The sequence below is a fragment of the Pseudomonas sp. B21-040 genome (assembly GCF_024748695.1).
GTDB lineage: Bacteria > Pseudomonadota > Gammaproteobacteria > Pseudomonadales > Pseudomonadaceae > Aquipseudomonas.
Genome location: NZ_CP087176.1, coordinates 4,652,332 through 4,677,924, shown reverse-complemented (window position 1 = coordinate 4,677,924; position 25,593 = coordinate 4,652,332). Strand labels below are relative to the sequence as shown.

Sequence of the window (25,593 nt, the reverse complement as noted above, 5' to 3'; positions counted from 1 at the left end):
GGAGATTGAGGTGCAGTGTAGCGAATCGTTTTTGCCTTGCGCCGACAGAAGACCTGCCACCTGTGAGGCCCCGCCAGCCAACAGTCTCGTCCGTCTGTCAGAACTTATGCATGCAAATGCGGCCGAATATTGCGGGCAAGGTTGATCGCGGCAAGCGATTGATACATTTTAGGGTTGGTCTTGTGGTCTTACTGACCTACTGTTCAATACAGGAGGTGACTTATGAACGCAGCATCTGATCGCATCGAAAGGAAAGTCCTGCTCAAGGTCAAGCGTTCGCACGTCTGGCGCGTGCTGGCCAACGCAGAGGCATTCGGGCAGTGGTTTGGCGTGGCACTGGAAGGCAAGCGTTTCATCGCCGGTGAGTGGACTCAGGGGCAGATAACCTATCCCGGTTATGAACACTTGCGGTGGAATGTCCTGGTGGAGAGCGTTGAGCCGGAGCGGCTGTTTTCGTTTCGCTGGCACCCTTATGCCGTCAACCCGGACGTCGACTACTCCCAGGAGCCGACCACACTGGTGAAATTCGAGCTTGAAGACGGGGACGACGGCACGTGGCTCAAAGTGTCCGAGTCCGGTTTCGATCACGTCCCCCAAGCTCGTCGTGAAAAGGCTTTCCGTATGGACAGCCGCGGTTGGGAAGAGCAGATGAACAACATCGAACAGTATCTGATCGAAAACGCCAAGGCCCATGAGCGTGAGGGTGGCTGATTGGCTGGAAGTCTCTGTACCGAAGCTCTCCGGCGAGATGCCTGAGGCGTCTAGGGGTTTTCGGAAGGGTGGCTATAGCGAATGTCTTACACACGGTGGTAGCTATGTCGACTATTGCAGATTGGATCCGACGCGTAATCTAGCTCCATCAACTGAAGCACAGGAAGCGCTTCAGGATCACGGATGATCGACCATCAGCAAGGATTGGCTACCGACAGGGAGTCGATAATGGTCTTGGGAAAAACCCGCTTCGGCGGGTTTTTTTTTGCCTGTCGAAAAGTCTGGCAGTGCTTAGAGCCTGGCCGCTGCCCGTTGGGTGATCAGTGCCCGTTGCTCAATCGAGGCGGCGGCACGGCGATGCGCTTCAGCCAGAACACTCTGCGGCGCGGTGTCAGGGCTGCCCGACTGGAACGGCGGTGCCGGGGCATATTCAAGCTGCAACTGCAGCAGTTGCGCCGTGTCCTTGTCGAACAACTCTGCCGCCAGGGTCAGGGCAAAATCGATCCCCGCGGTGATCCCGCCACCGGTCAGCAGATTGCCGTCGCGCACCACCCGGTCCTTGACCGGGATCGCGCCCAGCGGCTTGAGCAATTCGTGATAGGCCCAGTGCGTGGTCGCCCGTTTGCCCTGGAGTAAACCCGCTGCGCCGAGCACCAGCGCCCCGGTGCAGACCGACGTGACATACCGCGCGTTGACGGCTTGAGCCTTGAGGAAAGACAGGGTTTGCTCATCCTCCATCAACGGCCCGACGCCGCTGCCGCCGGGAACGCAAATCACGTCCAGCGCCGGGCAATCGTCGAACGTCGTGGTCGGTTTGAGCATCAGGCCGGTGCTCGCGGTCACCGGCACCAGGTCCTTCCAGATCAAATGCACCTTCACGTCCGGCAATGAGGCCAACACATCGTAAGGGCCGGTCAGGTCGAGTTGCTGAACCTGGGGAAACAACAGAAAACCGATCTGCAACGTCATGGCTTATTTCTCCTGAAGTGGGTGGACGTCTTCACTGTAGGCTCGTAGGATTTGGCGTATCCGCCAATCACCCCACGAATTACGCCAACCATGCCGAAATCCATTCACGTGCTCGCGTTTGCCAATGTGCAACTGCTCGACGTCACCGGGCCGTTGCAAGTGTTTGCCTCGGCCAACGACATCTGCCGTCAGAAAGGGCTGCCACCGCCGTATGCACCCTCGGTGATTGTCAGCGGCGGCGGGGCGGTGATGTCGTCGTCGGGGTTGGCGTTGTTGGCTGAACCGTTACCCGAAAACGGCAGTGACACGCTGATCATTGCCGGTGGCTGGGGCATTTATGCGGCGGCGGAAGACGCGTCGCTGGTGGCCTGGGTGCGTGAGCATGCGTCGGGTTGTCGGCGAATCTCGTCGGTGTGTACCGGGGCCTTCTTGTTGGCGGCCAGCGGCTGGCTCGATGGTCGTCGAGTGGTCACGCACTGGACGCGTTGCGAGCAGTTGGCGCAAAAACATCCACGCCTTCAAGTCGAGCCCAATCCGATTTTCATCAATGACGGCCCGGTCTGGACCTCGGCGGGCGTCACGGCTGGCATCGACCTGGCGCTGGCCATGGTCGAAGAGGACCTGGGCCGCAACACCGCGTTGGAAGTCGCCCAGCAACTGGTGGTGTTCCTCAAGCGTCCGGGCGGCCAGTCACAGTTCAGCGTGACCTTGTCTTTGCAGAAGCACGGTGACCGTTTCGACGAGCTTCACGCCTGGATCAGTGAAAACCTCACCCAAGACCTCGGCATCCCGACCCTGGCATTGCAGGCGGGCATGAGCGAACGCAGCTTCGTGCGCCACTACCGCGCCGACACCGGCCAAACCCCGGCACGCGCCATTGAGTTGATTCGGGTCGAAACGGCGCGACGGTTGCTCAGCGACACCGGCGTGCCGATCAAGCGGGTGGCGGTGCAGTGCGGGTTTGGCAGCGAAGAGACGCTGCGCCGTAGTTTTCTGCGAGCGATGGGGGTGACACCGCAGGCTTATCGCGAGCGTTTCAGCGTCAGTCCTCAAGTCGAGCCGGTCATGCTCTGATGTCAGGTTGGGGCGATTGGCCGCCAAGTAGTGGACGAAGCTCGTGATGCAAGTCGACCCTGTGCCTCTCCCTAAGCGTCCACTTCCGCCACCTGATTAAAGTACTTCGACCGATCCGGTGTAAACGTCACCACCATACCGGTCCTGGAGCAGGCCAACGCCCGCTCTTTGCCCAAATCAACATCCAGATCCTCCCCGCGCAACCCTTGCCATTGGGCGAGGTATTTGAGAGATCCGTATTTTTCGAGTTTTTTCAGGCTACGACTGACGCCACCCTTCCAGCCGAGCACCGGCAGTTCACCGGCTAGGCTGCGTCGGGCGAGTTCGGGGAAGCGGGTGGCGCGTTGACGGCCGATTTCCCAGCATTTGATCAGGCCCTTGTCCGGACCTTCCCACAATTCATCGCGGTTCAGGCCGGACCGGAGGGGGGCGTCAATGCTGCGGTGGATGCGCTGGTTCATTCTGGTTCCTTGAATTCGGGTTTTGTTGGACAGCTCCGCTGTACCCGTTGACGCTGGATGTTAGGGGGCGATGTAACGACTGGCAACAAGGTATTTCCGAGTGTAGGAATGTGCTGTGCCGGAGGAGGACGGGGCTCATTGTTTGGGTTTTGTCGGCTACAAGACCACAGCGCCCGCCAGCATTAGGGTGTTATGCCTTTGGGGGATGTTTAAGTTCCTTGTAGGTAGGTCTCATTCCTACAATTGGCGGCGTAAAACGGGAAAATTCCTACGGGTTTTGTCGGTTGCAGGGGCCCCTGCAGCAAAGGATCTCCCACAGGGTTATCGGTACGCCTAATTCCAGGTGTGCTTCATCCGTTCTTCTATACAGACTAATTTTTTGAGGAAAGCCCGGTGACCCAGCTGACATTGCTGTGCTTGCCCTATTCGGGCGCCAGCGCCATGGTTTTCAGCCGCTGGCGGCGCAAACTGCCGCAGTGGCTGGCGTTGCAACCGGTGGAGCTGCCCGGCCGCGGCGCGCGGTTTGGCGAGCCGTTGCACACCGACATGCGGCGGCTGGCGCTGCAACTCGCACACGAACAAAAAGCCACGCTCAAAGCCCCTTATGCACTGTTCGGCCATAGCCTTGGGGCATTGCTGGCTTGTGAAATGGCCCATGCGTTGCGCTCGCTGGGCTGTCCGGAGCCCGTGGCGCTGTTCGCTTCAGGCACGGCCGCGCCGACAATGCGTGCTGACTATGATCGCGGTTTTGCCGAAGCGAAAACCGATACCGAGTTGATCGAGCAACTACGCACGTTCAATGGCTCCCGCGAAGAGGTGTCGGCCAACGAAGAGCTGATGAGCCTGACGCTGCCGGTCTTGCGCGCCGACTTTTTGCTGTGCGGACGCTTCGAGCCGCAGCAGCGCCCCTTGCTTAAATGCCCGGTGCACGTGCTGGGTGGCAAGGCCGACCGCGCCACCACTGAACAGTTGATCGGCTGGAGCAAGGAAACCCACGGCAGTTTCTCCGTGGACATGCTGGCGGGTGGTCACTTCTTTATTCATGAGCAAGAGGCCAAGGTGTTGCGCGTGATCAAGGACCATCTCGATGTTCACCATCGCCGACATGCCCTGGCCGCCAGCGCCTGAGCCTGAGCCTGCAAAAAAATCGGGCGCTTGCTCCGGCGGCGCTCCGACGAATAAGCCCTGAAGAACACGCCCCAACCTCAATGCTGAACCCTTCCTGAAGAACCCTGCGATTCCCCCGTCTCACGCCGTTCCTTCGTTTACTCTGAAAAAATCGGGGCGTAAGCTTCGCGCGTTTTCATCAATAGCGGAGACCCACAGTGGGTACGTGTTCGAGTGACAGTAGTCGGCCGGTTTCAGTAACCGGCACCTTCTCGGCAAGCTAACGCGCAGCTTTTTTTGTGCCGTTGTCTCGCCGTACAGCGAGTAGCGGCCTCCCGGTCGAGCCAGTCCTGGCCCGGCTCCCGATGTCCTCTCATCGACACACTATCGTGTGATGGCGACTGCCCTGTCGTCATCGCCGCGACTCGACACGCCTGCTCGAAGGTTTCCCGGCTGACCCTGGGGCAACGCCATGAACCTGACCCTGCTAAAGGAATTCTTCGCCGGATTCCTGCGCACCCGCCACATCGCCCGGCACTTCCGTCGCCTGGCATTGCTTGAATCCTTGACCGATACCACGGTCAGCCGTGAAGTGCCGCCGGCGCTGGCGCAAACCCTGGTAAGCGCGGCCAACAGCGACACCGGTCAACTGCTGGAAAAATTGGGTACGCACACCGATGGCTTGAGCGAACTCGAAGCCGACACCCAGCGCGAGCGTTTCGGCCTCAACGAGGTTGAGCATGAGCAGCCGCTACCCTGGTGGACCCACCTGTGGCACTGCTATAAAAACCCGTTCAACCTGTTGCTGACGCTGCTCGCGGTCATCTCCTGGCTGACCGAAGACATGAAAGCCGCCATTGTGATTTTCTCCATGGTGGTGCTCTCGACCTTGCTGCGGTTCTGGCAGGAAGCCAAGTCCAACCAGGCCGCCGATGCGCTGAAAGCGATGGTCAGTAACACCGCGACGGTACTGCGTCGCGATGCACTGCGCACCGAGTTGCCGATCAAACAATTGGTACCGGGCGACCTGATCGTGTTGTCGGCCGGCGACATGATCCCGGCCGATTGCCGGGTTCTGAGTGCCAAAGACCTGTTCGTCAGTCAGGCCGCGATGACCGGTGAATCGATGCCGGTGGAGAAGTTTCCCCGCCAGCAAGACAGCGACACTTACAATCCGCTGGACCTCGACAACATCCTGTTCATGGGCACCAACGTAGTGTCCGGCACGGCGATGGCGGTGATTCTCGCCACTGGCAACAACACTTATTTCGGTGCCTTGGCCCAACGGGTCGGTGCCACTGATCGCGCACCGACGTCGTTCCAGACCGGGGTCAACAAAGTCAGTTGGTTGCTGATCCGCTTCATGTTCGTGATGGCGCCGCTGGTGCTGTTCATCAACGGTTTCACCAAAGGCGACTGGTCCGAAGCATTGCTGTTCGCGCTGTCGATTGCCGTGGGCCTGACCCCGGAAATGCTGCCAATGATCGTCACCTCGACCCTGGCCAAGGGCGCGGTATTCCTGTCACGTAAAAAAGTCATCGTCAAACGCCTGGATGCGATCCAGAACTTCGGTGCCATGGACGTGCTGTGCACCGACAAGACTGGCACCCTGACCCAGGACAAAATCTTCCTCGCGCGCAATGTCGATGTCTGGGGCAACGACTCCGACGACGTGCTGGAAATGGCCTACCTCAACAGCTATTACCAGACCGGTCTGAAAAACCTGCTGGACGTGGCCGTGCTGGAACACGTGGAAATCCACCGTGAGCTCAAGGTCGGCACGGCGTTTCGCAAGATCGACGAGATCCCGTTCGACTTCACCCGCCGGCGTATGTCGGTGGTGGTCGCCGAGCGCGAGCATGCGCATCTGCTGATCTGCAAGGGCGCGGTAGAAGAAGTGCTGGCGGTGTGTACGCGCGTGCGTCACGGCGTTGTCGATGAAGCACTGAGTGATGAACTGCTGGCGCGGATCCGTCAGGTGACTGCTGCCTTCAACGCCGAAGGGCTGCGGGTCGTGGCCGTGGCCGCGCGTCCCATGATCGAAGGGCGTGACACTTACAGCCTGGCCGATGAACAGGCGCTGACGCTGATCGGTTACGTGGCATTCCTCGACCCTCCCAAGGAAAGCACCGCACCGGCTCTAAAAGCGCTGGCGGCTCACGGCGTGGCCGTGAAAGTGCTGACCGGCGACAACGAGCTGGTGACCGCGAAAATCTGTCGCGAAGTCGGTCTTGAGCAGCAAGGCCTGCTGATGGGCAACGACATTGAGCGCATGAGCGACGCTCAATTGGCCGTGGCGGTCGAGACCACCAACGTCTTCGCCAAACTCACGCCGTCGCACAAGGAGCGCATTGTCCGGTTGCTCAAAGGGAACGGCCATGTGGTCGGCTTCATGGGCGATGGCATCAACGACGCCCCGGCGCTGCGTACCGCCGACATTGGTATTTCGGTGGACAGCGCCGTCGACATCGCCAAGGAAGCCGCCGACATTATCTTGCTGGAGAAAAGCCTGATGGTGCTGGAGGAGGGCGTGCTGGAAGGGCGCCGCACCTTCGCCAACATGCTCAAGTACATCAAGATGACTGCCAGTTCGAACTTCGGCAACGTGTTCTCGGTGCTGGTGGCCAGCGCGTTCATCCCGTTCCTGCCGATGCTGCCGATGCACCTGTTGGTGCAAAATCTGCTCTACGACATTTCGCAGATTGTCATCCCGTTCGATAACGTCGATGAAGAAATGCTCAAGCAGCCCCAGCGCTGGCAACCGGCGGACGTCGGGCGCTTCATGTTGTTCTTCGGACCGATCAGCTCGATCTTCGACATCAGCACGTTTGCGCTGATGTGGTACGTGTTCGACGCCAATACCCCGGATCACCAGACCTTGTTCCAGTCCGGCTGGTTCGTGGTCGGGCTGCTGACCCAGACGCTGATCGTGCACATGATCCGTACCCCGAAAATCCCGTTCCTGCAAAGCCGTGCAGCGATGCCATTGATGGTGATGACCGGGATCATCATGGGCGTGGGCATTTTTCTGCCGATGGGGCCGTTGGCGCATTACTTCAAATTGCAGGCCCTGCCTTCGATGTACTTTGTGTTTCTGCCGGTCATCCTGTTGGCGTACATGGCGCTGACACAGGCTGTGAAGGGGTTCTACATTCGGCGGTTTGGCTGGCAGTAGTACCTGTCGTTGTGTTGCCCAACGCCAGCAATTGCTGGCGCTGGGGTGCACGCCAGGGCAGCAGACCGGTATGCGCGGCCGATGAGCGGTGAGGATTTCATGTGCTGGCTGCAACGACGCGATGCTCCCGTGACTCAGCATTGAGCTCACGTTTACATCAGATTGAATGACGTGACATTTAGGAAAAGTCCTACATCAACCGTTATGGGTCTTCCGTAGTCTTTGCGCCTCACGAATACATCAGCCTACGCAGGCTTTATCATGAAGAACAAAGCTTTACGTATCCTGATCGCCGACGAACAACACTTTAACCGAATGAAAATCGAACGCCTGTTCAATCAGCTCGGTTACTACGGGGTGGCACCGGTTCAACACCTTGAAGAATTGCTGAGCCTGGTCGAGTACGGCTGTTTGCCATTCGATCTGGTGGTCATCAATGCTTCACTTACGCAGGGAGCCTTGGACCTGCCAGGTCTGTTTCTCGACAACCCGCAGGTTCGTCATACCCTGATCTTCAATGTGCCACGCGAGCCATCAGCGCCGATGCCTGCCCGCGGGCGACAGACGATTCATGTGAGCCACGCAGGGTATCCCGACCTGATGTGCATCCAGCAATTGATGTCCTCCCTCGACTCGTTGGTGCCTGCCGGTCAGCAAAAGGCCGGTTGATCCGGGGTGACCATTCGTCGGAACTGTCATTTCTGACAGGTAGTTTTCATCTGCCCGCCATGCAAGAGTTTTCTCGCACCTGCTGCGTGTATTCGGCCTTTTGTAGCGGGCATTCGTGGCGTCATCGTCGATTTTTGCACAGGGAGTTTCCATGAAGTCAGTGCTGATTGTGGACGATCATCCGGTGGTTCGCGCCGCAGTCAAACTGGTACTTGAGCAGGAAGGTTTCAAACAGATTCATGAAGCCTCCAGCGTCAGTGAGGCGTGGTCGATACTGCGTGAGCACAGCATTGATCTGGTGATTCTGGATCTGGTGATGCCCGGCGGTAACGGGCTGGATGTGCTGGAGCGAATCAAGGCCGGCAACCTGTCGTGTGTGGTGCTGGTTTTCACGTCGCTTGAACCGCTGTTTTTTCAAGAGCGCTGCATGCGTACCGGCGCCTTGGCCTATGTCGCCAAGACCAACGAGCTAAGTCAACTGCACAAGGCCGTACACGCCTTGAAGGCCGGATATACCTATTTCACGCAGCTGCCCAGCGGATCAATGAACACGCTGCAGCGCAGCGAAAAACAATTGATCGATCATCTCTCCAACCGCGAGTTGACCATCCTCCAGTACCTCGCCCGGGGGACTCCAAACAAGGAGATCGCCACGGCGATGCACTTGAGCCATAAGACGGTCAGCACCTACAAGATCCGGTTGATCGAAAAACTCGGCGTGAACGCGGCCGTGCATCTACGTGATTTCGCCAAGCGCAACCAATTGATCTGAGGGTGCCAGAACGTGCGTGTCCTGTTATGCGCCTTGATGTTGTGCCTGATGCCAGCGGCGCAGGCGGCCTGGGGGGACGGGCCGAAGTCCTTGCAATTGCTGGGGCGTTCCACCGTGGAGGGTTACGAGGCCGCTCTGGATGACAAGGACCGGCAATGGCTGCGCAGCAAGCGTGTCTTGCGCCTCGGGGTCAGTGGCGCGGACTACCCGCCCTTCGAAGTGACGCGCAGCATGGATGAGCTGGAAGGCATCACCGCCGATTACGCTCAACTGATCGCGCAACTGCTGAGCGTTCCGATTGAAGTGCAGCGTTATGCGACGCGGGAAGCGGCCATGGAGGCCCTGAAATTCGGCGAGCTTGATCTTTTGGGGACCTCGAACAGTTTCGAAGCGGCCGACCCTGAACTGACTCTGTCCAGCCCCTACGCTGAAGATCAACCCATGCTGGTGACCCGACTGGACGAGCGCATGCCCGAAGATCTGGCGGGTAAACGCATCGCCATGGTCGATGACTATCTGCCGGCGAAAACCGTTGAAACGTTTTATCCCAAGGCCAGCCTGCAGCGTTATCCATCGGCGCTCGATGCGCTGGGAGCGGTGGCCTATGGGCAAGATGACGTGTACCTCGGGGACCTCATCAGCGCCAATTACCTGATCAACAATAACTACCTCAATAACGTTCAACTGATGGGACCGTCCGGTCTCGACGCCAACCCGTTCGGCTTTGCTTTGGCGCGGGACAACCTGGTGCTCAAGGACATCATCGACAAGGCGCTGGCAGCGATCCCCATGGATCAGCGCGCAACCATCGACCTGCGCTGGAGCGCCGGCAGGGTCAACAGGCTGGGGCAGTCACGGGTCAATCTGAGCGCCGGCGAACAGGAGTGGCTGGACCGTCATCCACAGGTGAAAGTCGGGGTGGTCGAGAACTTTGCACCGCTGACATTCTTCAATGCCGAAGGGCAATTCAATGGCTTGACCGCGCAATTGCTGACACTGATCAGCCAGCGCAGCGGATTGAATTTCAATGTGCTGCGGGGCCGCTCCCTTGACCAGCAGATCGAGCGACTCAGGGCCGGCGAGATCGACCTCATACCCGCCATCATCCCGGCGACTGAAGGTGTAGCAGACCTGCATTTTACCAGCCCCTATGTGACCAATCCGTACACACTGGTCAGCGCCGACACCCCCGATAGCCCGAAGACACTGGGCGAGCTGACCGGTAAACGTCTGGCTATTTATCACAGCCACCCGGCGCGCGCGTTCATTCTTGCGCAGGTGCCGGGCGTGCGGACGGTGGATGTTGACAACCCGGCGCAAGGCCTGGAGTTGGTCATGAACGGACAGGCGGACGCGGCCGTCAGCTCATTATTCATGACCCGTTACCTGATTGCCCGGTACTACCCGGGACGTTTGCGCATCCGCAGTACCGTGGGCGATGAACCGGCGCGCATCGCCATGGCCTCCGATCGCGGTGCCGTGGAATTGCATTCGATTTTAAACAAAGCGTTGCTGAGCATTTCGCCTGAAGAAATGGACGGTCTGGTCCTCCGTTGGGGCAATGATGTGGTGGAGGATGACAACTATTGGCTGCGTTATCGCCCCACCATTTTGCGGGCGTTTGCCGCTGCTGCTGTATTGCTCACGCTGGCCCTGAGCTGGATCGCCTGGCAGCGCCGGCAGATCCGCCAGCGCCAACAATGGTTACAGCAATTGCAGGACGCCAAGGACGCCGCCGACGACGCCAATCGCGCGAAAACCACCTTCCTGGCCACCATGAGCCACGAAATCCGTACGCCGATGAATGCCCTGATCGGCATGCTTGAATTGGCCGAAATGCGAGCGAAAGAAGGGGTGGCGGACCGTACCGCCCTGGAGGTGGCGTCCACGGCCGCGCAGCAGCTACTGGCATTGATCGGCGATATCCTGGACATCGCCCGCATCGAATCCGGACATCTATCCCTGACCCCCGAACGTGTCAATTTGCAGGCTCTGGTGACATCGGTGTGCCGGGTGTTCGAAGGCCTGGCCCGGGAGAAAGACCTGGTATGGCGTGTTGATCTGGACGCACGCAGTGACCGTGACGTGTTGATCGACCCCACGCGTTTCAAGCAAGTGTTGTCCAACCTCTTGAGCAACGCGGTCAAATTTACCGATGAAGGTGAAGTGAGCCTGACACTGCGGGTGGTGCCAGGGATTTCAGGTCATCTGGCGGTGAACATACACATCGAAGACAGCGGCATCGGCATCAGCGCGGTTGATCTGCAGCGCTTGTTCAACCCGTTCGTCCAGGCTGGCAACAACCAGCAGTCGGGCCGCAAGGGCTCCGGGCTGGGGTTGGTGATCAGTCGTACCCTGTGCGAAATGATGGGTGGGCGGCTGGTGCTTGGCAGCGTCCTTGGACGGGGCACAGAGGCTGAAATCAGCCTGTCGCTGGTGGTGTTGAAAGCCTTGCCGGCCAGTGACGTGGCGGACACTGGGCTGGCGGTTTCCACCCGTCCCCTGACGATTTTGGTGGTCGATGACTATCCGGCCAATCGCTTGTTGCTGACGCGTCAGCTGAGCTATCTGGGGCACTATGTCCTGGAAGCCGAGGATGGCGAGCAAGGGCTCGAACAGTGGCGCGCGCAGACGTTTGATGTCGTCATCAGCGACTGCAACATGCCCCGGTTCAGTGGTTATGAACTGGCAGGTGCGATTCGTGATGAAGAGCGCGCCTACGGCATGCCGCCGACTCTGATACTGGGCTTTACCGCCAATGCGCAGCCTGAGGAAAAGGTTCGATGCCTGGAAGCGGGCATGGACGATTGCCTGTTCAAACCCATCCTGCTGGCGGATTTGAGTGCCTGGCTGGCATCGCGATTTACCGGTGAATTGCCGGCACCGCTTGAGCCGGTTGAAGCGCCACCAACAAGCGAAATCGACTTGAGCGGCCTGGAGCTATACGTCGGTGAAGACCGGACCCTAATCAATCAATTGTTGCGCGAACTGGCCGAGTCCAACCGTGAGGACCGAATTGAGTTGCTGCAAGCGCACGTTGGCGACAACCGCTTTCGTCTTGAAGAGTTGGCGCACCGCATCAAGGGCAGTGCGCGGATGGTCCGCGCAGCGCGATTGATCGAGTGTTGCGAGGATCTGGAGCGAGCCTGCGCCGAAGGCTGTGCGGCACTGATCGATGAAGCGGTCGACCGGTTGCAGCGCGCCATGAAAAGTCTTGGGCAGCACCTTAAGCGCGACTGACGCTTAGTCCCAATGCGGTGCAATGCCTTTTGGGTTGGTCAGCCGTTGGTTGCGATCAAGACCGGCGATCAACGCCATGTCGGCCTCGCTCAAGATCAAGGTGCAGGCCTTCAAATTGCTTTGCAGGTTCGCGTGTTTGGTCGAGGAGGGGATCACCGAGTAACCCGACTGCATGGCCCACGCCAACGCGACTTGCGCTGCGCTAGCCTGAAGGCGTTCGGCGATCTGCTGGATGATGGGGTCCTTGAGCACTTCGCCATAAGCCAGGGTCATGTACGACGTGATGTGGATGCCCTGGCTTTGCGCGAACTCGACCACCTTGCGGTTTTGCAGGTACGGGTGCAGTTCGATCTGGTGGGTGGCGATGTGTTCGGCACCGACGGCGGCGATGGCTTGTTGCATCAGGTCGACGGTGAAGTTGGAGACACCGATCAGCCGGGTCAGGCCCAGTTGTTTGGCTTCGAGCAGGGCCCCCATGAATTCTTCAACCGGCACCTGGTTTTCCGGGGACGGCCAGTGGATCAGCGTCAGGTCCAGGTAGTCGGTTTGCAGTTTGCGCAGGCTCTCTTTGAGGCTGCCGATCAACCGCTCTTTGGCAAAGTTGGCGACCCAGATTTTGCTGGTGATGAACAGTTCGTCGCGGGCAATACCACTCGCGGCAATGGCCTCGCCGACCTCGGCTTCGTTTTCGTAGATTTGCGCGGTGTCGATCACCCGGTAGCCCAGCGCCAGGCCTGTGCTCACCGAATCGATGAGCACCTGGCCTTGCAGGCGAAACGTACCGAGACCGAAGGCGGGAATAGACATCTATGACTCCAGGGGTTGCTGTAGGAATGGGCACGAGTATCCGCGCCTGCATCCGTGAGAAAAACCGCTGGAGCGGCAAAGCAATGTTTACCGAAAGTCATGAATCCGCGGAACCTACCCCCGCGCCTCAAGAATCATGCAAGTCGTCGACCCCGTGGCATACAACCGTCCATCCACATCATAAATGCGCCCTTCGGCCAACGCCGTGGAGCGTCCCAGATGCACAATTTTCCCCTCGGCCCGCACCGGTCCACTGGCGCCCGTCAGCGCACGAACATAGCTGATGCGCAGATCCAGCGTCGTATAGCCCTGGCCCTTCTTCAGCTGGGTATGAATCGCACACCCCATGCACGAATCCAGCAACGTCGCCGCATACCCGCCATGCACACTGCCCAACGGGTTGTAATGCCGTGCGTCCGGTGTGCCCTGAAAGATAAACAGCCCGGCCGACCATTCGATGGGGATGAAATCCATCAGCGCACCAATCGGCGGTGAGGGCAGTTCACCGCTGCCAATGCCTTCGAAGAATTCGGTCGGCGACAATGCGCTGACATCAGCCATGGACAGGCTGCCAGGGCCAGCGAGGCGGGCACGCATGGCCTGTTCCTGAGCGATCCATTGAGCGAGCGTGGCTTCGCGGGTGGGACTTTGCATGATCGTGTCCTCGGACGGGGCGGATATTATGGTTGTAATTCCGATCGATATTATGTCCGAAATAAAAACTCCGCCAGCCCCGCGTGTCGCGTCATTCAGGCAATGTCTGCGTGATTGAATTCCTCGCCCAGAAAATCGATCAATGCCCGCACCGAGGGCAGCAGCCCACGGCGAGACGGGAAGATTGCATGGATGATTCCGCACTTTGGCGCCCAGCCCGGCACCAGATCCACCAGCTTGCCGGCCGCAACGTCATCACGTACCACCACGCTGGGCAGGTGCACGACGCCAATCCCCGCGACGGCTGCGTGACGCAACGCGAGCAGATCGTCCGTCACCATGCGGGGCGCATGCCGAATCAGCGCGCTGGCGTCATCGGGACCGAACAATTCCCACTGATATTCACGCTGCGCCGCGCCCCAATGCAGGCTGGGCAAACCGCTGAGATCAGCCGGGGAGGCGGGTGACGACAGGCGTTCGGCAAAGCTCGGGCTGCCCACCAGGCATTGAGTGCTGTTGCCCAGCACTTTCATCACCATGTCGGTGTTTTCCAGCGGTGGAAAGCGCACGCGCAAGGCGATATCAAACCCTTCGTGGATCAAGTCGACCCTTCGGTTGGTGCTTTCGATGAAGAGCTCCACCCGCGGGTACTTGAGCATGTACCGCGTCAACATCGGCCCTACCCAGGAGTTGAGCAGTGCCGTCGGACAACTGATGCGCACCAGGCCTTGGGGTTCGGAGCGATTGCGCTCGATCAGTTCGGCGGCGCTTTCCGCTTCCACGCGCATGGCCAGGCAGCGCTGGTAGTAGGCCTGGCCGATTTCGGTCAGTGAACAATGTCGGCTGGTGCGATGCAGCAGCCGGACCCCGAGGCGTTCTTCAAGCTCGGCAATTCGCCGGCTGAGCTTCGATTTAGGCATGTCCAGCGCGCGTCCGGCCGGGGCGAAACCGCCGTGTTCCACCACTTGGGTGAAGTAGTAGAGGGTGTTGAGGTCTTCCACCATCGTTCTCCAGATAGAACGCTAAGACTGATTTTTGCAGTCTAGTGCACTAATGGTTGCGGTTTTAAGCTTTGTCCATGGCTTCACTCACCTCATCAGGAGACACCATGAAAAACATCATCGGTATCTACACCAGCCCACGTGCCCATTGGGTCGGCGACGGTTTTCCGGTTCGCACGCTGTTTTCCTACGACAACCTGGGCAAGCACATCAGCCCGTTCCTGCTGCTGGATCATGCCGGCCCTGCAGAGTTCACCCCGACCACCGAGCGGCGTGGCGTTGGTCAGCATCCGCACCGTGGGTTCGAAACCGTGACTATCGTTTATAAGGGCGAACTGGAGCACCGCGACTCCACCGGCAGCGGTGGCAAGATCGGCCCTGGCGACGTGCAATGGATGACCGCCGCCTCAGGGATCCTGCATGAGGAGTTCCACTCCGAAGGTTTCGCCAAGCGCGGCGGCATTCTGGAAATGGTGCAGCTGTGGGTCAACCTGCCGGCCAAGGACAAAATGGCCGACGCCGGTTACCAGACGATTCTCGATGGCGACATCCCGAGCATCCCGCTCAAGGACAGGGCTGGCAGCCTGCGCCTGATTGCCGGTGAGTTCGATGGCTACACCGGCCCGGCGCGCACGTTCACCCCGATTGATGTCTGGGACCTGCGTCTTAATGGCGGCAAATTGCTGACTCTGGACCTGCACGAAGGTCGCAACACCGCATTGGTGGTGTTGCGCGGTACGGTTCAGGTCAATGGTCTGGAGTCGGTGCGTGAAGGGCAGTTGGCCCTGTTCGATCGCAAGGGTGACAGGCTGACGCTGCAAGCCAGCCAGGACGCCGTGGTGCTGTTGCTCAGCGGTGAGCCGATCGACGAGCCAATTGTCGGTCACGGCCCGTTCGTGATGAACACCGAGCAAGAAATTCACCAGGCGTTCGCCGACTTCCAGTCCGGTCGCTTCGGCCAGATGCACGGTTAACCCGTAGCGCCTCAACAACCCGCTCTACACAGGATGCGTAGGCCGGTTCTCAGGCCAGGGATGGCTGTTGCCCAAACGAAAGAGGAAACGCACATGAATACCGTCAACGCGGCTAACTTCAACGGCCTGAAACCGACCATCGACCCCAATGACAGCGCCATGCTGTTGATCGACCACCAGAGCGGACTGTTCCAGATCGTCAAGGACATGGATGTACCGCAATTGCGCGCCAACGCGATTGCCCTGGCCAAGGCCGCGACCCTGTTGAACATGCCGGTGATCACCACCGCCTCCGTCCCGCAAGGACCGAACGGACCGTTGATCCCCGAGATTCATGAAGCCGCACCGCATGCCCAATACGTGGCACGCAAAGGTGAAATCAATGCCTGGGACAACGCCGAGTTTCATGCAGCAGTCAAAGCCACCGGCAAGAAAACCCTGGTGATCGCCGGCACGCTGACCAGTGTTTGCCTGGCGTTTCCTTCCATTGCGGCGGTGCATGAAGGCTACAAAGTGTTTGCCGTGGTCGATGCCTCGGGCAATCACTCGAAACTGGCCACTGATCTGACTGTGGCCCGTTTGACGCAAGCCGGGGTGGTGCCGATCGACATCATGGCTACGCTCTCTGAGCTGCAAGGCTCGTGGAACCGTCCGGATGCCGAGCAGTGGGCCGCTGTCTACGCCCAGGCCATGCCGCATTATCAATTGCTGATCGAAAGCTACCTCAAGGCTCAGCAAGTGGCGAATGAACACGAAGTGCTGGACTCCCAGCGCTGAACGGCAACCCCACGCCGATTTCCACTCGGCATCGATAACACGCGAGGACTATTGCAATGACCACTTCCTACAAGCGTCTCGACAAGAACAACGCCGCCGTTTTGTTGGTTGATCACCAGGCGGGGCTGCTGTCACTGGTGCGCGACATCGAACCGGACCGTTTCAAGAACAACGTGCTGGCCCTGGCTGACCTGGCCAAGTACTTCAAGCTGCCGACCATCCTCACCACCAGTTTCGAGACCGGCCCCAACGGCCCGCTGGTGCCAGAGCTCAAGGCGCTGTTTCCGGATGCGCCGTACATCGCCCGTCCTGGCCAGATCAACGCCTGGGACAACGAAGACTTCGTCAAGGCGATCAAGGCCACCGGCAAGAAACAACTGATCATCGCCGGCGTGGTGACCGAAGTCTGCGTGGCATTCCCGGCACTCTCGGCGCTGGCCGAAGGCTTTGAGGTGTTCGTGGTGACGGACGCTTCCGGCACCTTCAACGAGCTGACCCGGCAATCGGCCTGGGACCGCATGTCGGCCTCGGGTGCGCAGTTGATGACCTGGTTCGGCCTGGCCTGTGAGCTGCATCGCGACTGGCGCAATGACGTGGAAGGGTTGGGCACTTTGTTCTCCAACCACATCCCGGACTACCGCAACCTGTTTACCAGCTACAACGCGCTGACCAACAGCAAGTAAATCCGGCAACACCTATTCAATGTGGGAGGGGGGCAAGCCCGCTCCCACATTGATTTTTGGTGTTTAGAAAATTGCATTCATCTTGCAGAATCAAACACTCCTACACTGTGGCCAATGTGTGCGATCTTTGCGCCATCGGTCCTTGATGGAGTTGCTCGATGCTGGCTTTTTTCACCAATCACCCGTTGATCTGCGCACTGGTCCTGATCCTGATCGATCTTGGGCTGTGGCGTTTGATTACCGCCAGCGGCAGCAACTGGAAGCTGCTGGTCCGGCTGGTGATTTTCTCGTTGTTCAGCGTTCTGCTGTTCAACGAAGGCTTGAACCCACTCGAGATAGCCCCTTGGCCCGACAATGTGCCGTTGCACCTGGCGGCCACCGGTTTGCAGATCGGTTGGTGGCTGTTCGGCGCGCGGACCCTGACGGTGCTGATCGGTGCGGTGATGATGCAACGGGTCGGGCACACCGGGCGCTTGCTTCAGGACTTGCTCGGGGCGGTGATCTTCCTGATCGCGATCATCGCGGCGTTGGCGTACGTGCTCGATCTGCCCGTCAAAGGCGTGCTGGCAACCTCCGGCGCCGTTGCGATCATCGTCGGCCTGGCCTTGCAAAGTACCCTTAGCGACGTGTTCTCCGGGATTGTCCTCAACACCACCAAACCCTATCTACTGGATGACTGGATCTCCATCGACGGCACCGAAGGCCGGGTCACCGACATCGACTGGCGCGCCACGCGCATGCAAACCGCCCAAGGCAGCATGGCGGTGATCCCCAACTCGTTGGCGGCCAAGGCCAAGATCATCAACTTCAGCCGGCCGAGCGACATTTTCGGCGTGTCGATCAGCCTGCAACTGAGCCCGCACGCGCGCCCGCAAACGGTGATCGACGCGCTGGAACGAGCGATGCAGGGCTGTCGTTATTTTTTGAGTCATCCGGCACCGTGCGTAGCCCTCAAGGGCTCCAGCGCCGCGGGCGTGGAATATGAAATCAGTGGTTTCGTGGTCTCGATGGATCAAAAGCGCATGGTGCGCAATCTGCTGTATGACCTGGCCTACCGGCATTTGCAGGCGTCTGGTATCAACCTGTTGTCGAGCGTTGAGCCCAATGCGCCGGCGAACCTGTCGCGGGCACGCGCTTTGCTGGACAGCTCGAACATTTTCTCGACCCTGCGCCAGGATGAGAAAGAGACTTTCAGCCAGCACATGACCCTGCAAAACTTTCGTGCCGGGGACATGATTCTGCCGGCGGGGGAGATCAGCGATCATTTGTTCATCATCGAATCCGGGGTGGTTTCGGTGGAGATGAGCCGTGGCGGGGTCAAGTTCGAGCCGGGACGCATGGGGCCGGGCGAGGTGATCGGCGAGGGCGGGATTTTACTGGATGCCGCGATGCCGGCAGACTTCGTCGCCAAAACGGCCTGCAGCTTGTACCGGATCGAGAAGGAGTACCTCAAACCCTGCCTGGAGGCGCGGCATGACATCGGCGAGTCGATGAAGGCGCTGCTGGATTTCCGCTTGAACAAGGCACAGACATTGACTCAGGAAGTGCCGAAGGTGGTGGCGAGGAAGGGGTTTTTGCAGTGGCTGCGTAACAGGGCTTAGTGGACTGCGGAGGATGGCAATTTCAGACCCGGTTAATTTCTCATTGGTCTCCAATGGCCTCCTCGACTTCTGGAATATTGGCTATTTGTCAGAAGGGCGGGCGGGATTAACTTAGCTCCACGCCCACTTGCTATTGGAGTCCACCATGAAACCTCGTATCGATTTCTACACCGCTTCCCCAGATGCGCTCAAAGCCATGATCGCCCTGGAGACCGCTGTTTCGAAGCTGCCGCTGGAAAAAAACCTGATCGAACTGGTCAAGCTACGGACCTCGCAGATCAACGGCTGCGCCTTCTGCCTCGACATGCACAGCGCCGATGCCCGCAAGGGCGGGGAAGATGAGCGCCGTCTGTTCACGTTGTCGGCCTGGCGCGAAACGCCGTTCTTCACCCCGCGTGAACGGGCGGCACTGGCCTGGACTGAGTCCATGACGCTGGTGAGCCAGACTCACGCTCCAGATGAAGACTATGAACTGGCCGTGTCCGAGTTCAGCCCGAAAGAAATGGTCGACCTGACCGTGGCCATCACCACCATCAACGCCTGGAACCGCCTGGCGATCGGCTTTCGCAAAATGCCTCAAGCCTGATCAGTGAGCATCTGCTGACGGCGCGGCCGGTGGTTGCACCTTGCGCATCAAGGGCGCCATCGCCGTGGCGATGATGAAGCAGATGTTCCAGGTTTGAATCCTTATGGCTCGTTGTGCCCCTCAATTGATAGTTGATAAGTGTCAATCACTCACATAACGGTCACGCCCTTGCTGTTTGGCCTGGTAAAGCAAAAGATCGCCACGGATAAGCATGGCTTGAATGTTGTCTTCGGGCCCACGCCAAGCGGTGACACCTATGCTGCAGGTGACGCCAATGCGTGTTCCGGCATAGTCCAGCGTCGAATCGCGCAAGACTTGCAACAATCGCTCGGCCATCGATTGTGCACCTGTCAGATCAGTATCCGGGAGCAGGATGAGGAACTCTTCCCCGCCAGTTCGGGCGACCAGGTCATGTTGGCGTACGGCCTGGTTAAGTAGCTGGGCAAAAAACTTCAGCACCTCATCTCCCCCGTCATGACCGTAGGTATCATTGACCCGTTTGAAGTGGTCGATATCCAGCATCAATATGCACAACGAACTGGGCGTACGGATGGCCCTGGCTAACTCTGCCTCTGCCAGTGCCATCGCCTCCCGTCGGTTGTACAACCCGGTAAGAAAGTCGCGGGTAGCCGCTCGATGTTGTATCCCGTAGGCATCAATCAATCGCCCCGACAGCCAAATGATCAAGAACACACTGGCAAGCATGCCAACCATCATTAATAAGCCGAGACCATTCCAGCTCAGGAACAGCGACAGGAAACTCGGTGTCAGTGGTTCACTATAGAATTCCAGGTGCAGGGCCTGTTGTGGATCCACGATGTCCCGGACAAAACGCTCCTCGCCTTGCTCCTCGGAAAGGTGTGTGGTGGGCCAGCCGGCGTCTTTGACAGGTATCAGATCTGCCTTTTCGTCGGTGAAATGAATGTCGACATACAAAGGTGGTTCATTGCCGTGGCTCACGGAGACATGCACGATAAGTGCATCGACAAACGCCGGCCCGATGGCCGAGCGCGGCGGCAGCGGTAACGGCTGCAACCGGGTCCGGGTTTCCCGGATCACCGCGTAGCGCCCAATGCAGCTGTAGCCCAAAAGTTGACGGCTGGTCATCTGAATGCCGCCCTTTGTCAGGCGCATTTGTGGCGCCAGCGGACTGGGCAATGCTGCTACTTGATGGCTAGGCACCCGTAATGTGTACTGAGACAGCTCTTCGATACCTTCACTCAGGACCTCTGTGGCACGCTGCTGCTCGGCAATGTACTTGTCTGGCAGACACCCGGTCGGTAGGGGATTTGCCAGAAGTAGCGAATATTGCAGTTTATGGGTCGCCAGTTGGCGTACCAGGGTGGCATAGCCCCAACTGCTTCGATGAGCCAGCAATATTTGCTGCCCTTCCAGCAGCAGAACGCGCTGACGGTGATAGCGGTCGGCCACCCCGATAACGGCAATCAAGATCAAGACTGCCCCTATAATCCAGCTGCCAACCTTTACGGCGCGCGCATACTCGATTACCCACCTCATGATTGTCACTCCGACAGGGCATTGGCAGTGCTTGTTTTGCGATCCCGTTGCCAGGCAGTCGAGCACCTGCTCAGAGTAGATCATTTAAAGGGGTAGTCATCCCGCCGCGTCATGCCGGTATCACAGCGATTTCGCTCCCACTGCACATTCCTGAGATGACAACGAACTACGCGTAAACATCGACTACACCCCTTGGCACTTTAGTAGGCGGTCGGCAGTAGCTTTTTTGTTGGTTTGCTAGACTGACCGTGCGCAGGACTCAGGCCTGCCGCAGATAACCCAGCAGTTCTCTGGAGATTTCGTGCTGCACCCGTCGAGGGAAGGTAGATGCAAACGCACAGAAATTACCCGCTTCACATTCATCTCTGGGCGCTGTTCGGGGCCGTTGTGCTGGTGGTCGGAGCGCTGACGTGCGGCATCAACTTCATGATGACCAAGACAGCCCTGGAAGTCGCAGCATCCGAAGCAATGAATCAGATCAGCGATGATACGCGCGACAAAATAGAAGAGACTGTGACGCCGGCGCGGATCGCGGTTGAGCTGATCAGCCACAGCTCCCTGGCCGATGCAACCTCTCTCGATCAACGCCTGCAGCATCTGGCGCTGGTTCGTGATGCGTTGGGATTATCGCCACTATTGCTATCGCTCTACGTCGGTTATGCAGACGGTAGCGTCTTCGTTGTTACGCCGCTGCGCGACGATTCAACCCGCTTGACCTTTCACGCTCCGCCGCAAGCCAGCTACGTCATTAACAGTGTCGAACGGGGCAGTGGTGCGCAGCAAGGCAAGCTTTACTTTCTCGATTCCAATCTCACGACACTCTCAGTCCAAGACGACATGGATTTTGCGTCCCACTTCGATCCCAGACAACGGTCGTGGTACACCAGGGCAATGGCCGCGGGCTCCCTCATTCGCACCGAAGCCTATACGTTCTTTATCGACCGAGTGGTCGGCGCAACGTTCGCTATCCCCACTGATAACCGCCGCGCAGTGGTGGGAGGCGATTTTCGACTGGACTCACTCGGGCAAATGCTCGCGCGCAAGGGGACCACCGCGCGTTCGGTGGCCGCTGTACTGGATGCCAGTGGCCAAGTCATCGCGATCGACAGGAAACTCCCTGAATCGGTATCGAGCACAGATTCCATCCGGACGGACCGACTCACGGTCGCCAGTGAGTATGGGGTTCCCATCCTGACGCTTCTTGCTAACGATATCGGGGCGTTAGGTAATACACCCCGCCGGCAAGAAGTGACAGCCGCGGGCGGCGAGATGTGGTACACGACCATCGAACGGTTGACGTCAGACGACGGCAAATCCCTCTTCCTGGTCTCCGCTATTCCAAAAGACGAGTTGCTCAAGGGCGCCAGGCAGCAGGCGTGGATAGGGATGGCGGCTACCGTCATTGTCATATTGCTTGCGATACCCTTGATCTGGTTTGCGGCGCGCTACATCTCCCGGTCCTTGCAAGCTCTTGCGGATGGGGTCGAAGCCATACGCAGGTTCGATTTCCACCAGCCGGTTTCCGTCCCGTCGCGCATCAGTGAGGTGCATGATCTTGGCAACGCAACCGAGGAAATGCGGCAAACGATCCAGCGCTTCTTGTTGATAGCGCAAGCCGTGTCCGCGGAAACCCGGCTCGATCACCTTCTGCCTTTGCTTTTACGCAAAACCCTCAATGCAGCGGGTGGAAATGCAGGCGTTCTGTACCTGGTGGAAGGCAGCGCTTTGTCGGTCGCCGCAGCGTTTGATCGCGATGGCAAAGATGTAACGCAAGCTGTGGCGAACACTTCAATTGAGTTAGCACTGCCTGTGATCGGCTCCGCTGCCCGCGGAAACGCTCCACAAACGCGCCACTTCACGGTAGATGAGATCCGTGATGCGAACCTCGAAATGTTGACGTCGGCTCAGTCGTCTCACTTTGCAGCCATCCCGCTTGCCACCCGCCAGGACGAACTGTTGGGCGTTATTCTGATACTGCGCGACACCCCGCTTGAAACTGCGCAGCTAGCCTTTGTCAGTACACTGGCCGGCCTGTTCACAGGCTCACTTGAGATGCAGGGGCTGACGAAAGCTCAGCGTGATCTGTTCGACGCGTTCATTCGCCTTCTGGCTGGCGCCATCGATGCGAAAAGCCCGCACACCGGCGGCCACTGCGAGCGCGTGCCAGAAATGGTCAAGATGCTGGCCAAGGCAGCCTGCGATGCCACCGACGGTCCTTATGAATCGTTCGGGATGACGGACAAACAATGGGAAGCCCTGCACGTCGCCGCCTGGTTACACGACTGCGGCAAGGTGACGACCCCCGAGTACATTATCGACAAGGCGACAAAGCTGGAGACCCTCTACGACCGGATTCACGAAATCCGTATGCGTTTCGAAGTGCTAAAGCGCGATGCCGAGATAGCGTATCTGCGTTCGGTCGCCGCCGGCGAAGCTGACGAGGCCTCGCGCGCGCGACGTGACGCCGAGTTCAAGGCGCTTGACGACGACTTCGCGTTCGTCGCCACTTGCAATCAGGGCGGCGAGTTCATGGACGCCGCGCATAAAGCGAGATTGCTGCAAGTCGCTGGCCGTACGTGGCTGCGGACCCTGGACGACCGCATCGGCCTCTCGCAAGAAGAACAGGCACGCAAGGCACACCATCCGGCAGCGCCGCTACCTGCATTGGAGCCACTGCTGGCCGATAAGCCCGAACACGTGATAGCGCGAACAGCGCATGACACGATCCCGGCGGACAATCCGTGGGGCTTCAAGCGCGATACGCCCAAGGATTTGTACGATCGGGGCGAGCTGCACAACCTGCAGGTGGGAAGGGGAACTCTCTCGAACGAAGAACGCTTCAAGATCGAAGACCACATCGTGCAGACACAGATTATGCTGGCGCGCTTGCCGTTCCCCAAGGAACTACGTCAGGTACCGGAGATCGCCGGCAATCATCACGAGAAGATGGATGGCACCGGATATCCCCGGCAACTGCATCGGGACGAAATGAGCCCGCTTGCGAGAATGTTGGCTATTGCGGATGTCTTCGAGGCGCTTACGGCAGCAGACCGGCCATACAGGCGGGCGAAGAGCCTTTCGGAGGCGGTCCACATCATGTCGATAGCCAGGGCGCAGCAGCATATCGATCCGGAACTGTTCGATCTTTTTCTGACATCCGGGGTGTACCGCCACTATGCCGAGCTCTATATGCAACCCGAGCAGATCGATGAAGTTGATATTGCACAGTACCTGGGGGCGAACGTATGAACATGCAGCAGGCCAACCGGCGCGGCGCTACAAATCCGGAATTAGCCACGCCTCTGAAATGATCATATGAGCCTCATTTTGAAATAGCCGATTGGCTGGCGGCAATGCTGCTATCTTTCAGTGGTGCAGGCTACGAGCTATTTGGCTGCCCTTCAGGGACTGCATCATGCCCACTTCATCTCCCCACATTGCTGTTCTTGGTAGTTTCACTTCGGGATTGGGTTCCATTGAACTGGAACGCTTTGCCGACCTGGACAGCCTCTTAGCCGTTCCCGCGTTTGATGTGTTGTTGCTTGACATGCCAGGTGCCTCGGCAGGGAAATTGCTTCGCAAGCTGCGCATAGATACTTCCTATCGATTCAGTTTGATTTACTGCTGCCGTGATTTGGATGGTTGGTGCGAAGCGCTGGGCGATGGTGCTCCCCCTGCAGATCTCCAGGAAGTCACACCCCTCTGGAACTTGTGGAAAGCACGGTTCAGTCTCTTTGATAGCGCAGGGGCGTCTGATCGATTTGAAAGCCGGGTGCTTTCGTGGTTGTGGTTTCGCTCCAGCGCAGAAGTGCACGCGCTGCGCGATCCAGAGGTGCCTCAGCATTATCGCTACCCATTGCTGGAGGTTTTGGCCGAGGACGAACAGGTCAATACCTTCGTCTGGCTGACACTGATGGCCGAGCAGGACTGGCTTGAAGAGGGGGTACTGGTCGATCGCGTCCGACTCTGTTCAAGCTGCGGTTCGGGCCGTTTGAACTATGTTGATGTATGCCCCGAATGTCAGGCCCTGGACATTTCCCGTCAGCCTTCACTGCACTGCTTTACCTGCGGCCATGTGGGTGCCCAAGAGAACTTTCTGAAAGACGGGATGTTACTTTGCCCTAACTGTCTGAACCGATTGCGACACATTGGCAGCGACTATGATCGACCGCTGGAGAATTACCGCTGCCGGTCATGTCAGGCTTTTTTCGTTGACGCCGATGTTCAAGCGCGCTGCCTGGATTGTGTCTTGGCGCACGCACCCGACAAGTTGCGGGTACGCGAAATCCGGCACTACCGCTTGACTGAAGCAGGACGTTTGCGCTGCCGCCAAGGCTTCAGCAATGAGCTGGGTGGGGTCAATCACTTTGGTCGACTTAACTTACTGGGCGGCAAGGATTTCTATGAGCTGCTCACGTGGCAAATTCAGATCGTACGCCGCTATAAACTGCCGGATTTTTCACTGATTGGTCTGCGCTTTGTCAACTTGACCGATACCCTGCTTCGACTTGGCGAGCACCGCGGGCATGCCTTCGTCGACAGTCTGGTCGATCGTTTGCAGGAAACCGTCAGGGAAACCGATCGTTGCTCTCGAAGCTCGGAAGAGTTTCTCTGGCTCATGCTCCCGAATACCGGGGCCGAGGGACTAGTGAGTGTCAAACGACGTTTGGAGCAGGTCGCCGAGTTGTTCTCGGGACCTGAAGTCAGCCAGATATCTCTTCGTGTCGTCAGCTTCACTGCGCCGCAGGATCTGCTTGAACAAGAGGACGGCGAATTGTTGCTGGCCCGTCTCGCCAGCGAACTGGCTTGAGGCT

20 protein-coding genes are annotated in these 25,593 nt (G+C 58.7%); 14 read left to right on the top strand and 6 right to left on the bottom strand.

The window, feature by feature from the left end; all coding sequences use genetic code 11:
• Window positions 1-222: 222 nt before the first annotated feature.
• The gene (locus LOY55_RS21355; RefSeq protein WP_077431689.1) at window positions 223-711 is read left to right on the top strand and encodes an SRPBCC family protein; all 489 of its coding nucleotides are present in this window, start codon (window positions 223-225) and stop codon (window positions 709-711) included.
• A 291-nt stretch (window positions 712-1,002) separates the two neighbouring features.
• Here LOY55_RS21355 and inhA read toward each other — a convergent pair whose 3' ends face one another.
• Window positions 1,003-1,680: an isonitrile hydratase gene (gene inhA / locus LOY55_RS21350; protein ID WP_109788159.1), complete on the bottom strand. Its 678-nt coding sequence runs from the start codon at window positions 1,678-1,680 to the stop codon at window positions 1,003-1,005.
• Window positions 1,681-1,770: 90 nt separating this feature from the next.
• On the opposite strand from inhA, the gene LOY55_RS21345 reads away from it, so the two are divergent.
• Entirely contained in the window at window positions 1,771-2,754 is a 984-nt protein-coding gene (locus LOY55_RS21345) for a GlxA family transcriptional regulator (RefSeq protein WP_223522612.1), read from the top strand.
• A 71-nt stretch (window positions 2,755-2,825) separates the two neighbouring features.
• Here LOY55_RS21345 and LOY55_RS21340 read toward each other — a convergent pair whose 3' ends face one another.
• The gene (locus LOY55_RS21340) at window positions 2,826-3,215 is read right to left on the bottom strand and encodes a hypothetical protein (protein ID WP_046032639.1); all 390 of its coding nucleotides are present in this window, start codon (window positions 3,213-3,215) and stop codon (window positions 2,826-2,828) included.
• Window positions 3,216-3,608: 393 nt separating this feature from the next.
• Here LOY55_RS21340 and LOY55_RS21335 point away from each other — a divergent pair, with 393 nt between their 5' ends.
• The 5 genes from LOY55_RS21335 (at window position 3,609) to LOY55_RS21315 (ending at window position 12,178) form a co-directional block, all read left to right on the top strand.
• Window positions 3,609-4,343 carry a thioesterase II family protein gene (locus LOY55_RS21335; protein WP_109788156.1) on the top strand — a complete coding sequence of 245 codons (735 nt, stop codon included), beginning with the start codon at window positions 3,609-3,611 and terminating at the stop codon, window positions 4,341-4,343.
• A 451-nt stretch (window positions 4,344-4,794) separates the two neighbouring features.
• Complete coding sequence (gene mgtA / locus LOY55_RS21330; RefSeq protein WP_223522613.1) at window positions 4,795-7,497, top strand: magnesium-translocating P-type ATPase; 2,703 nt, start codon at window positions 4,795-4,797, stop codon at window positions 7,495-7,497.
• A 261-nt stretch (window positions 7,498-7,758) separates the two neighbouring features.
• On the top strand, window positions 7,759-8,166 hold the full coding sequence (locus tag LOY55_RS21325; protein WP_046032642.1) for a chemotaxis protein CheY: 408 nt from the start codon (window positions 7,759-7,761) through the stop codon (window positions 8,164-8,166).
• Window positions 8,167-8,317: 151 nt separating this feature from the next.
• A complete protein-coding gene (locus LOY55_RS21320) occupies window positions 8,318-8,938 on the top strand; it encodes a response regulator transcription factor (RefSeq protein ID WP_109788154.1) in 621 nt (206 codons plus the stop codon).
• Between the two features lie 12 nt (window positions 8,939-8,950).
• Window positions 8,951-12,178, top strand: a complete 3,228-nt coding sequence (locus LOY55_RS21315; RefSeq protein WP_408980962.1) for a transporter substrate-binding domain-containing protein — start codon at window positions 8,951-8,953, stop codon at window positions 12,176-12,178.
• A gap of 3 nt (window positions 12,179-12,181) precedes the next feature.
• Here the strand turns inward: LOY55_RS21315 and dkgB are convergent, their stop codons facing one another.
• The 3 genes from dkgB to LOY55_RS21300 all read right to left on the bottom strand — a co-directional run bounded on the left by dkgB (window position 12,182) and on the right by LOY55_RS21300 (window position 14,643).
• Entirely contained in the window at window positions 12,182-12,985 is an 804-nt protein-coding gene (gene dkgB, locus LOY55_RS21310) for a 2,5-didehydrogluconate reductase DkgB (RefSeq protein ID WP_223522614.1), read from the bottom strand.
• A 114-nt stretch (window positions 12,986-13,099) separates the two neighbouring features.
• The gene (locus LOY55_RS21305; RefSeq protein ID WP_046032646.1) at window positions 13,100-13,639 is read right to left on the bottom strand and encodes a PaaI family thioesterase; all 540 of its coding nucleotides are present in this window, start codon (window positions 13,637-13,639) and stop codon (window positions 13,100-13,102) included.
• 95 nt (window positions 13,640-13,734) lie between these two features.
• A complete protein-coding gene (locus LOY55_RS21300; RefSeq protein WP_080943069.1) occupies window positions 13,735-14,643 on the bottom strand; it encodes a LysR family transcriptional regulator in 909 nt (302 codons plus the stop codon).
• Between the two features lie 104 nt (window positions 14,644-14,747).
• Between LOY55_RS21300 and LOY55_RS21295 the strand changes: the two genes are divergently transcribed.
• The 5 genes from LOY55_RS21295 (at window position 14,748) to LOY55_RS21275 (ending at window position 19,261) form a co-directional block, all read left to right on the top strand.
• Window positions 14,748-15,614: a pirin family protein gene (locus tag LOY55_RS21295; RefSeq protein WP_223522615.1), complete on the top strand. Its 867-nt coding sequence runs from the start codon at window positions 14,748-14,750 to the stop codon at window positions 15,612-15,614.
• A 93-nt stretch (window positions 15,615-15,707) separates the two neighbouring features.
• Window positions 15,708-16,391: an isochorismatase family protein gene (locus tag LOY55_RS21290; RefSeq protein ID WP_046032648.1), complete on the top strand. Its 684-nt coding sequence runs from the start codon at window positions 15,708-15,710 to the stop codon at window positions 16,389-16,391.
• 56 nt (window positions 16,392-16,447) lie between these two features.
• Complete coding sequence (gene ycaC / locus LOY55_RS21285; RefSeq protein ID WP_046032649.1) at window positions 16,448-17,074, top strand: isochorismate family cysteine hydrolase YcaC; 627 nt, start codon at window positions 16,448-16,450, stop codon at window positions 17,072-17,074.
• Window positions 17,075-17,232: 158 nt separating this feature from the next.
• Window positions 17,233-18,675, top strand: a complete 1,443-nt coding sequence (locus LOY55_RS21280) for a mechanosensitive ion channel family protein (protein ID WP_223522616.1) — start codon at window positions 17,233-17,235, stop codon at window positions 18,673-18,675.
• A 145-nt stretch (window positions 18,676-18,820) separates the two neighbouring features.
• Window positions 18,821-19,261 (top strand): carboxymuconolactone decarboxylase family protein, encoded by a 441-nt coding sequence (locus LOY55_RS21275; protein WP_046032651.1) that lies wholly within the window; start codon window positions 18,821-18,823, stop codon window positions 19,259-19,261.
• Between the two features lie 141 nt (window positions 19,262-19,402).
• On the opposite strand, the gene LOY55_RS21270 is transcribed toward LOY55_RS21275, so the two are convergent.
• Window positions 19,403-20,779 carry a GGDEF domain-containing protein gene (locus tag LOY55_RS21270; protein WP_109788150.1) on the bottom strand — a complete coding sequence of 459 codons (1,377 nt, stop codon included), beginning with the start codon at window positions 20,777-20,779 and terminating at the stop codon, window positions 19,403-19,405.
• Window positions 20,780-21,106: 327 nt separating this feature from the next.
• Between LOY55_RS21270 and LOY55_RS21265 the strand changes: the two genes are divergently transcribed.
• Both LOY55_RS21265 and LOY55_RS21260 read left to right on the top strand, forming a co-directional pair.
• A complete protein-coding gene (locus tag LOY55_RS21265; RefSeq protein ID WP_223522617.1) occupies window positions 21,107-24,028 on the top strand; it encodes an HD domain-containing phosphohydrolase in 2,922 nt (973 codons plus the stop codon).
• Between the two features lie 166 nt (window positions 24,029-24,194).
• Entirely contained in the window at window positions 24,195-25,589 is a 1,395-nt protein-coding gene (locus tag LOY55_RS21260; RefSeq protein ID WP_223522618.1) for a diguanylate cyclase, read from the top strand.
• The last annotated feature ends 4 nt before the right edge of the window (window positions 25,590-25,593 follow it).

Bases quoted from the DNA above. Each gene is read 5' to 3' on its own strand.
- LOY55_RS21290 (WP_046032648.1), top strand. From the start codon at position 15,708: ATGAATACCGTCAACGCGGCTAACTTCAACGGCCTGAAACCGACCATC.
- LOY55_RS21280 (WP_223522616.1), top strand. From the start codon at position 17,233: ATGCTGGCTTTTTTCACCAATCACCCGTTGATCTGCGCACTGGTCCTG.
- inhA (WP_109788159.1), bottom strand. From the start codon at position 1,680: ATGACGTTGCAGATCGGTTTTCTGTTGTTTCCCCAGGTTCAGCAACTC.
- LOY55_RS21260 (WP_223522618.1), top strand. From the start codon at position 24,195: ATGCCCACTTCATCTCCCCACATTGCTGTTCTTGGTAGTTTCACTTCG.
- LOY55_RS21265 (WP_223522617.1), top strand. From the start codon at position 21,107: ATGCAAACGCACAGAAATTACCCGCTTCACATTCATCTCTGGGCGCTG.
- LOY55_RS21355 (WP_077431689.1), top strand. From the start codon at position 223: ATGAACGCAGCATCTGATCGCATCGAAAGGAAAGTCCTGCTCAAGGTC.
- LOY55_RS21340 (WP_046032639.1), bottom strand. From the start codon at position 3,215: ATGAACCAGCGCATCCACCGCAGCATTGACGCCCCCCTCCGGTCCGGC.
- LOY55_RS21270 (WP_109788150.1), bottom strand. From the start codon at position 20,779: ATGAGGTGGGTAATCGAGTATGCGCGCGCCGTAAAGGTTGGCAGCTGG.
- LOY55_RS21325 (WP_046032642.1), top strand. From the start codon at position 7,759: ATGAAGAACAAAGCTTTACGTATCCTGATCGCCGACGAACAACACTTT.
- LOY55_RS21275 (WP_046032651.1), top strand. From the start codon at position 18,821: ATGAAACCTCGTATCGATTTCTACACCGCTTCCCCAGATGCGCTCAAA.
- LOY55_RS21320 (WP_109788154.1), top strand. From the start codon at position 8,318: ATGAAGTCAGTGCTGATTGTGGACGATCATCCGGTGGTTCGCGCCGCA.
- mgtA (WP_223522613.1), top strand. From the start codon at position 4,795: ATGAACCTGACCCTGCTAAAGGAATTCTTCGCCGGATTCCTGCGCACC.
- dkgB (WP_223522614.1), bottom strand. From the start codon at position 12,985: ATGTCTATTCCCGCCTTCGGTCTCGGTACGTTTCGCCTGCAAGGCCAG.
- LOY55_RS21305 (WP_046032646.1), bottom strand. From the start codon at position 13,639: ATGCAAAGTCCCACCCGCGAAGCCACGCTCGCTCAATGGATCGCTCAG.
- ycaC (WP_046032649.1), top strand. From the start codon at position 16,448: ATGACCACTTCCTACAAGCGTCTCGACAAGAACAACGCCGCCGTTTTG.
- LOY55_RS21345 (WP_223522612.1), top strand. From the start codon at position 1,771: ATGCCGAAATCCATTCACGTGCTCGCGTTTGCCAATGTGCAACTGCTC.
- LOY55_RS21300 (WP_080943069.1), bottom strand. From the start codon at position 14,643: ATGGTGGAAGACCTCAACACCCTCTACTACTTCACCCAAGTGGTGGAA.
- LOY55_RS21295 (WP_223522615.1), top strand. From the start codon at position 14,748: ATGAAAAACATCATCGGTATCTACACCAGCCCACGTGCCCATTGGGTC.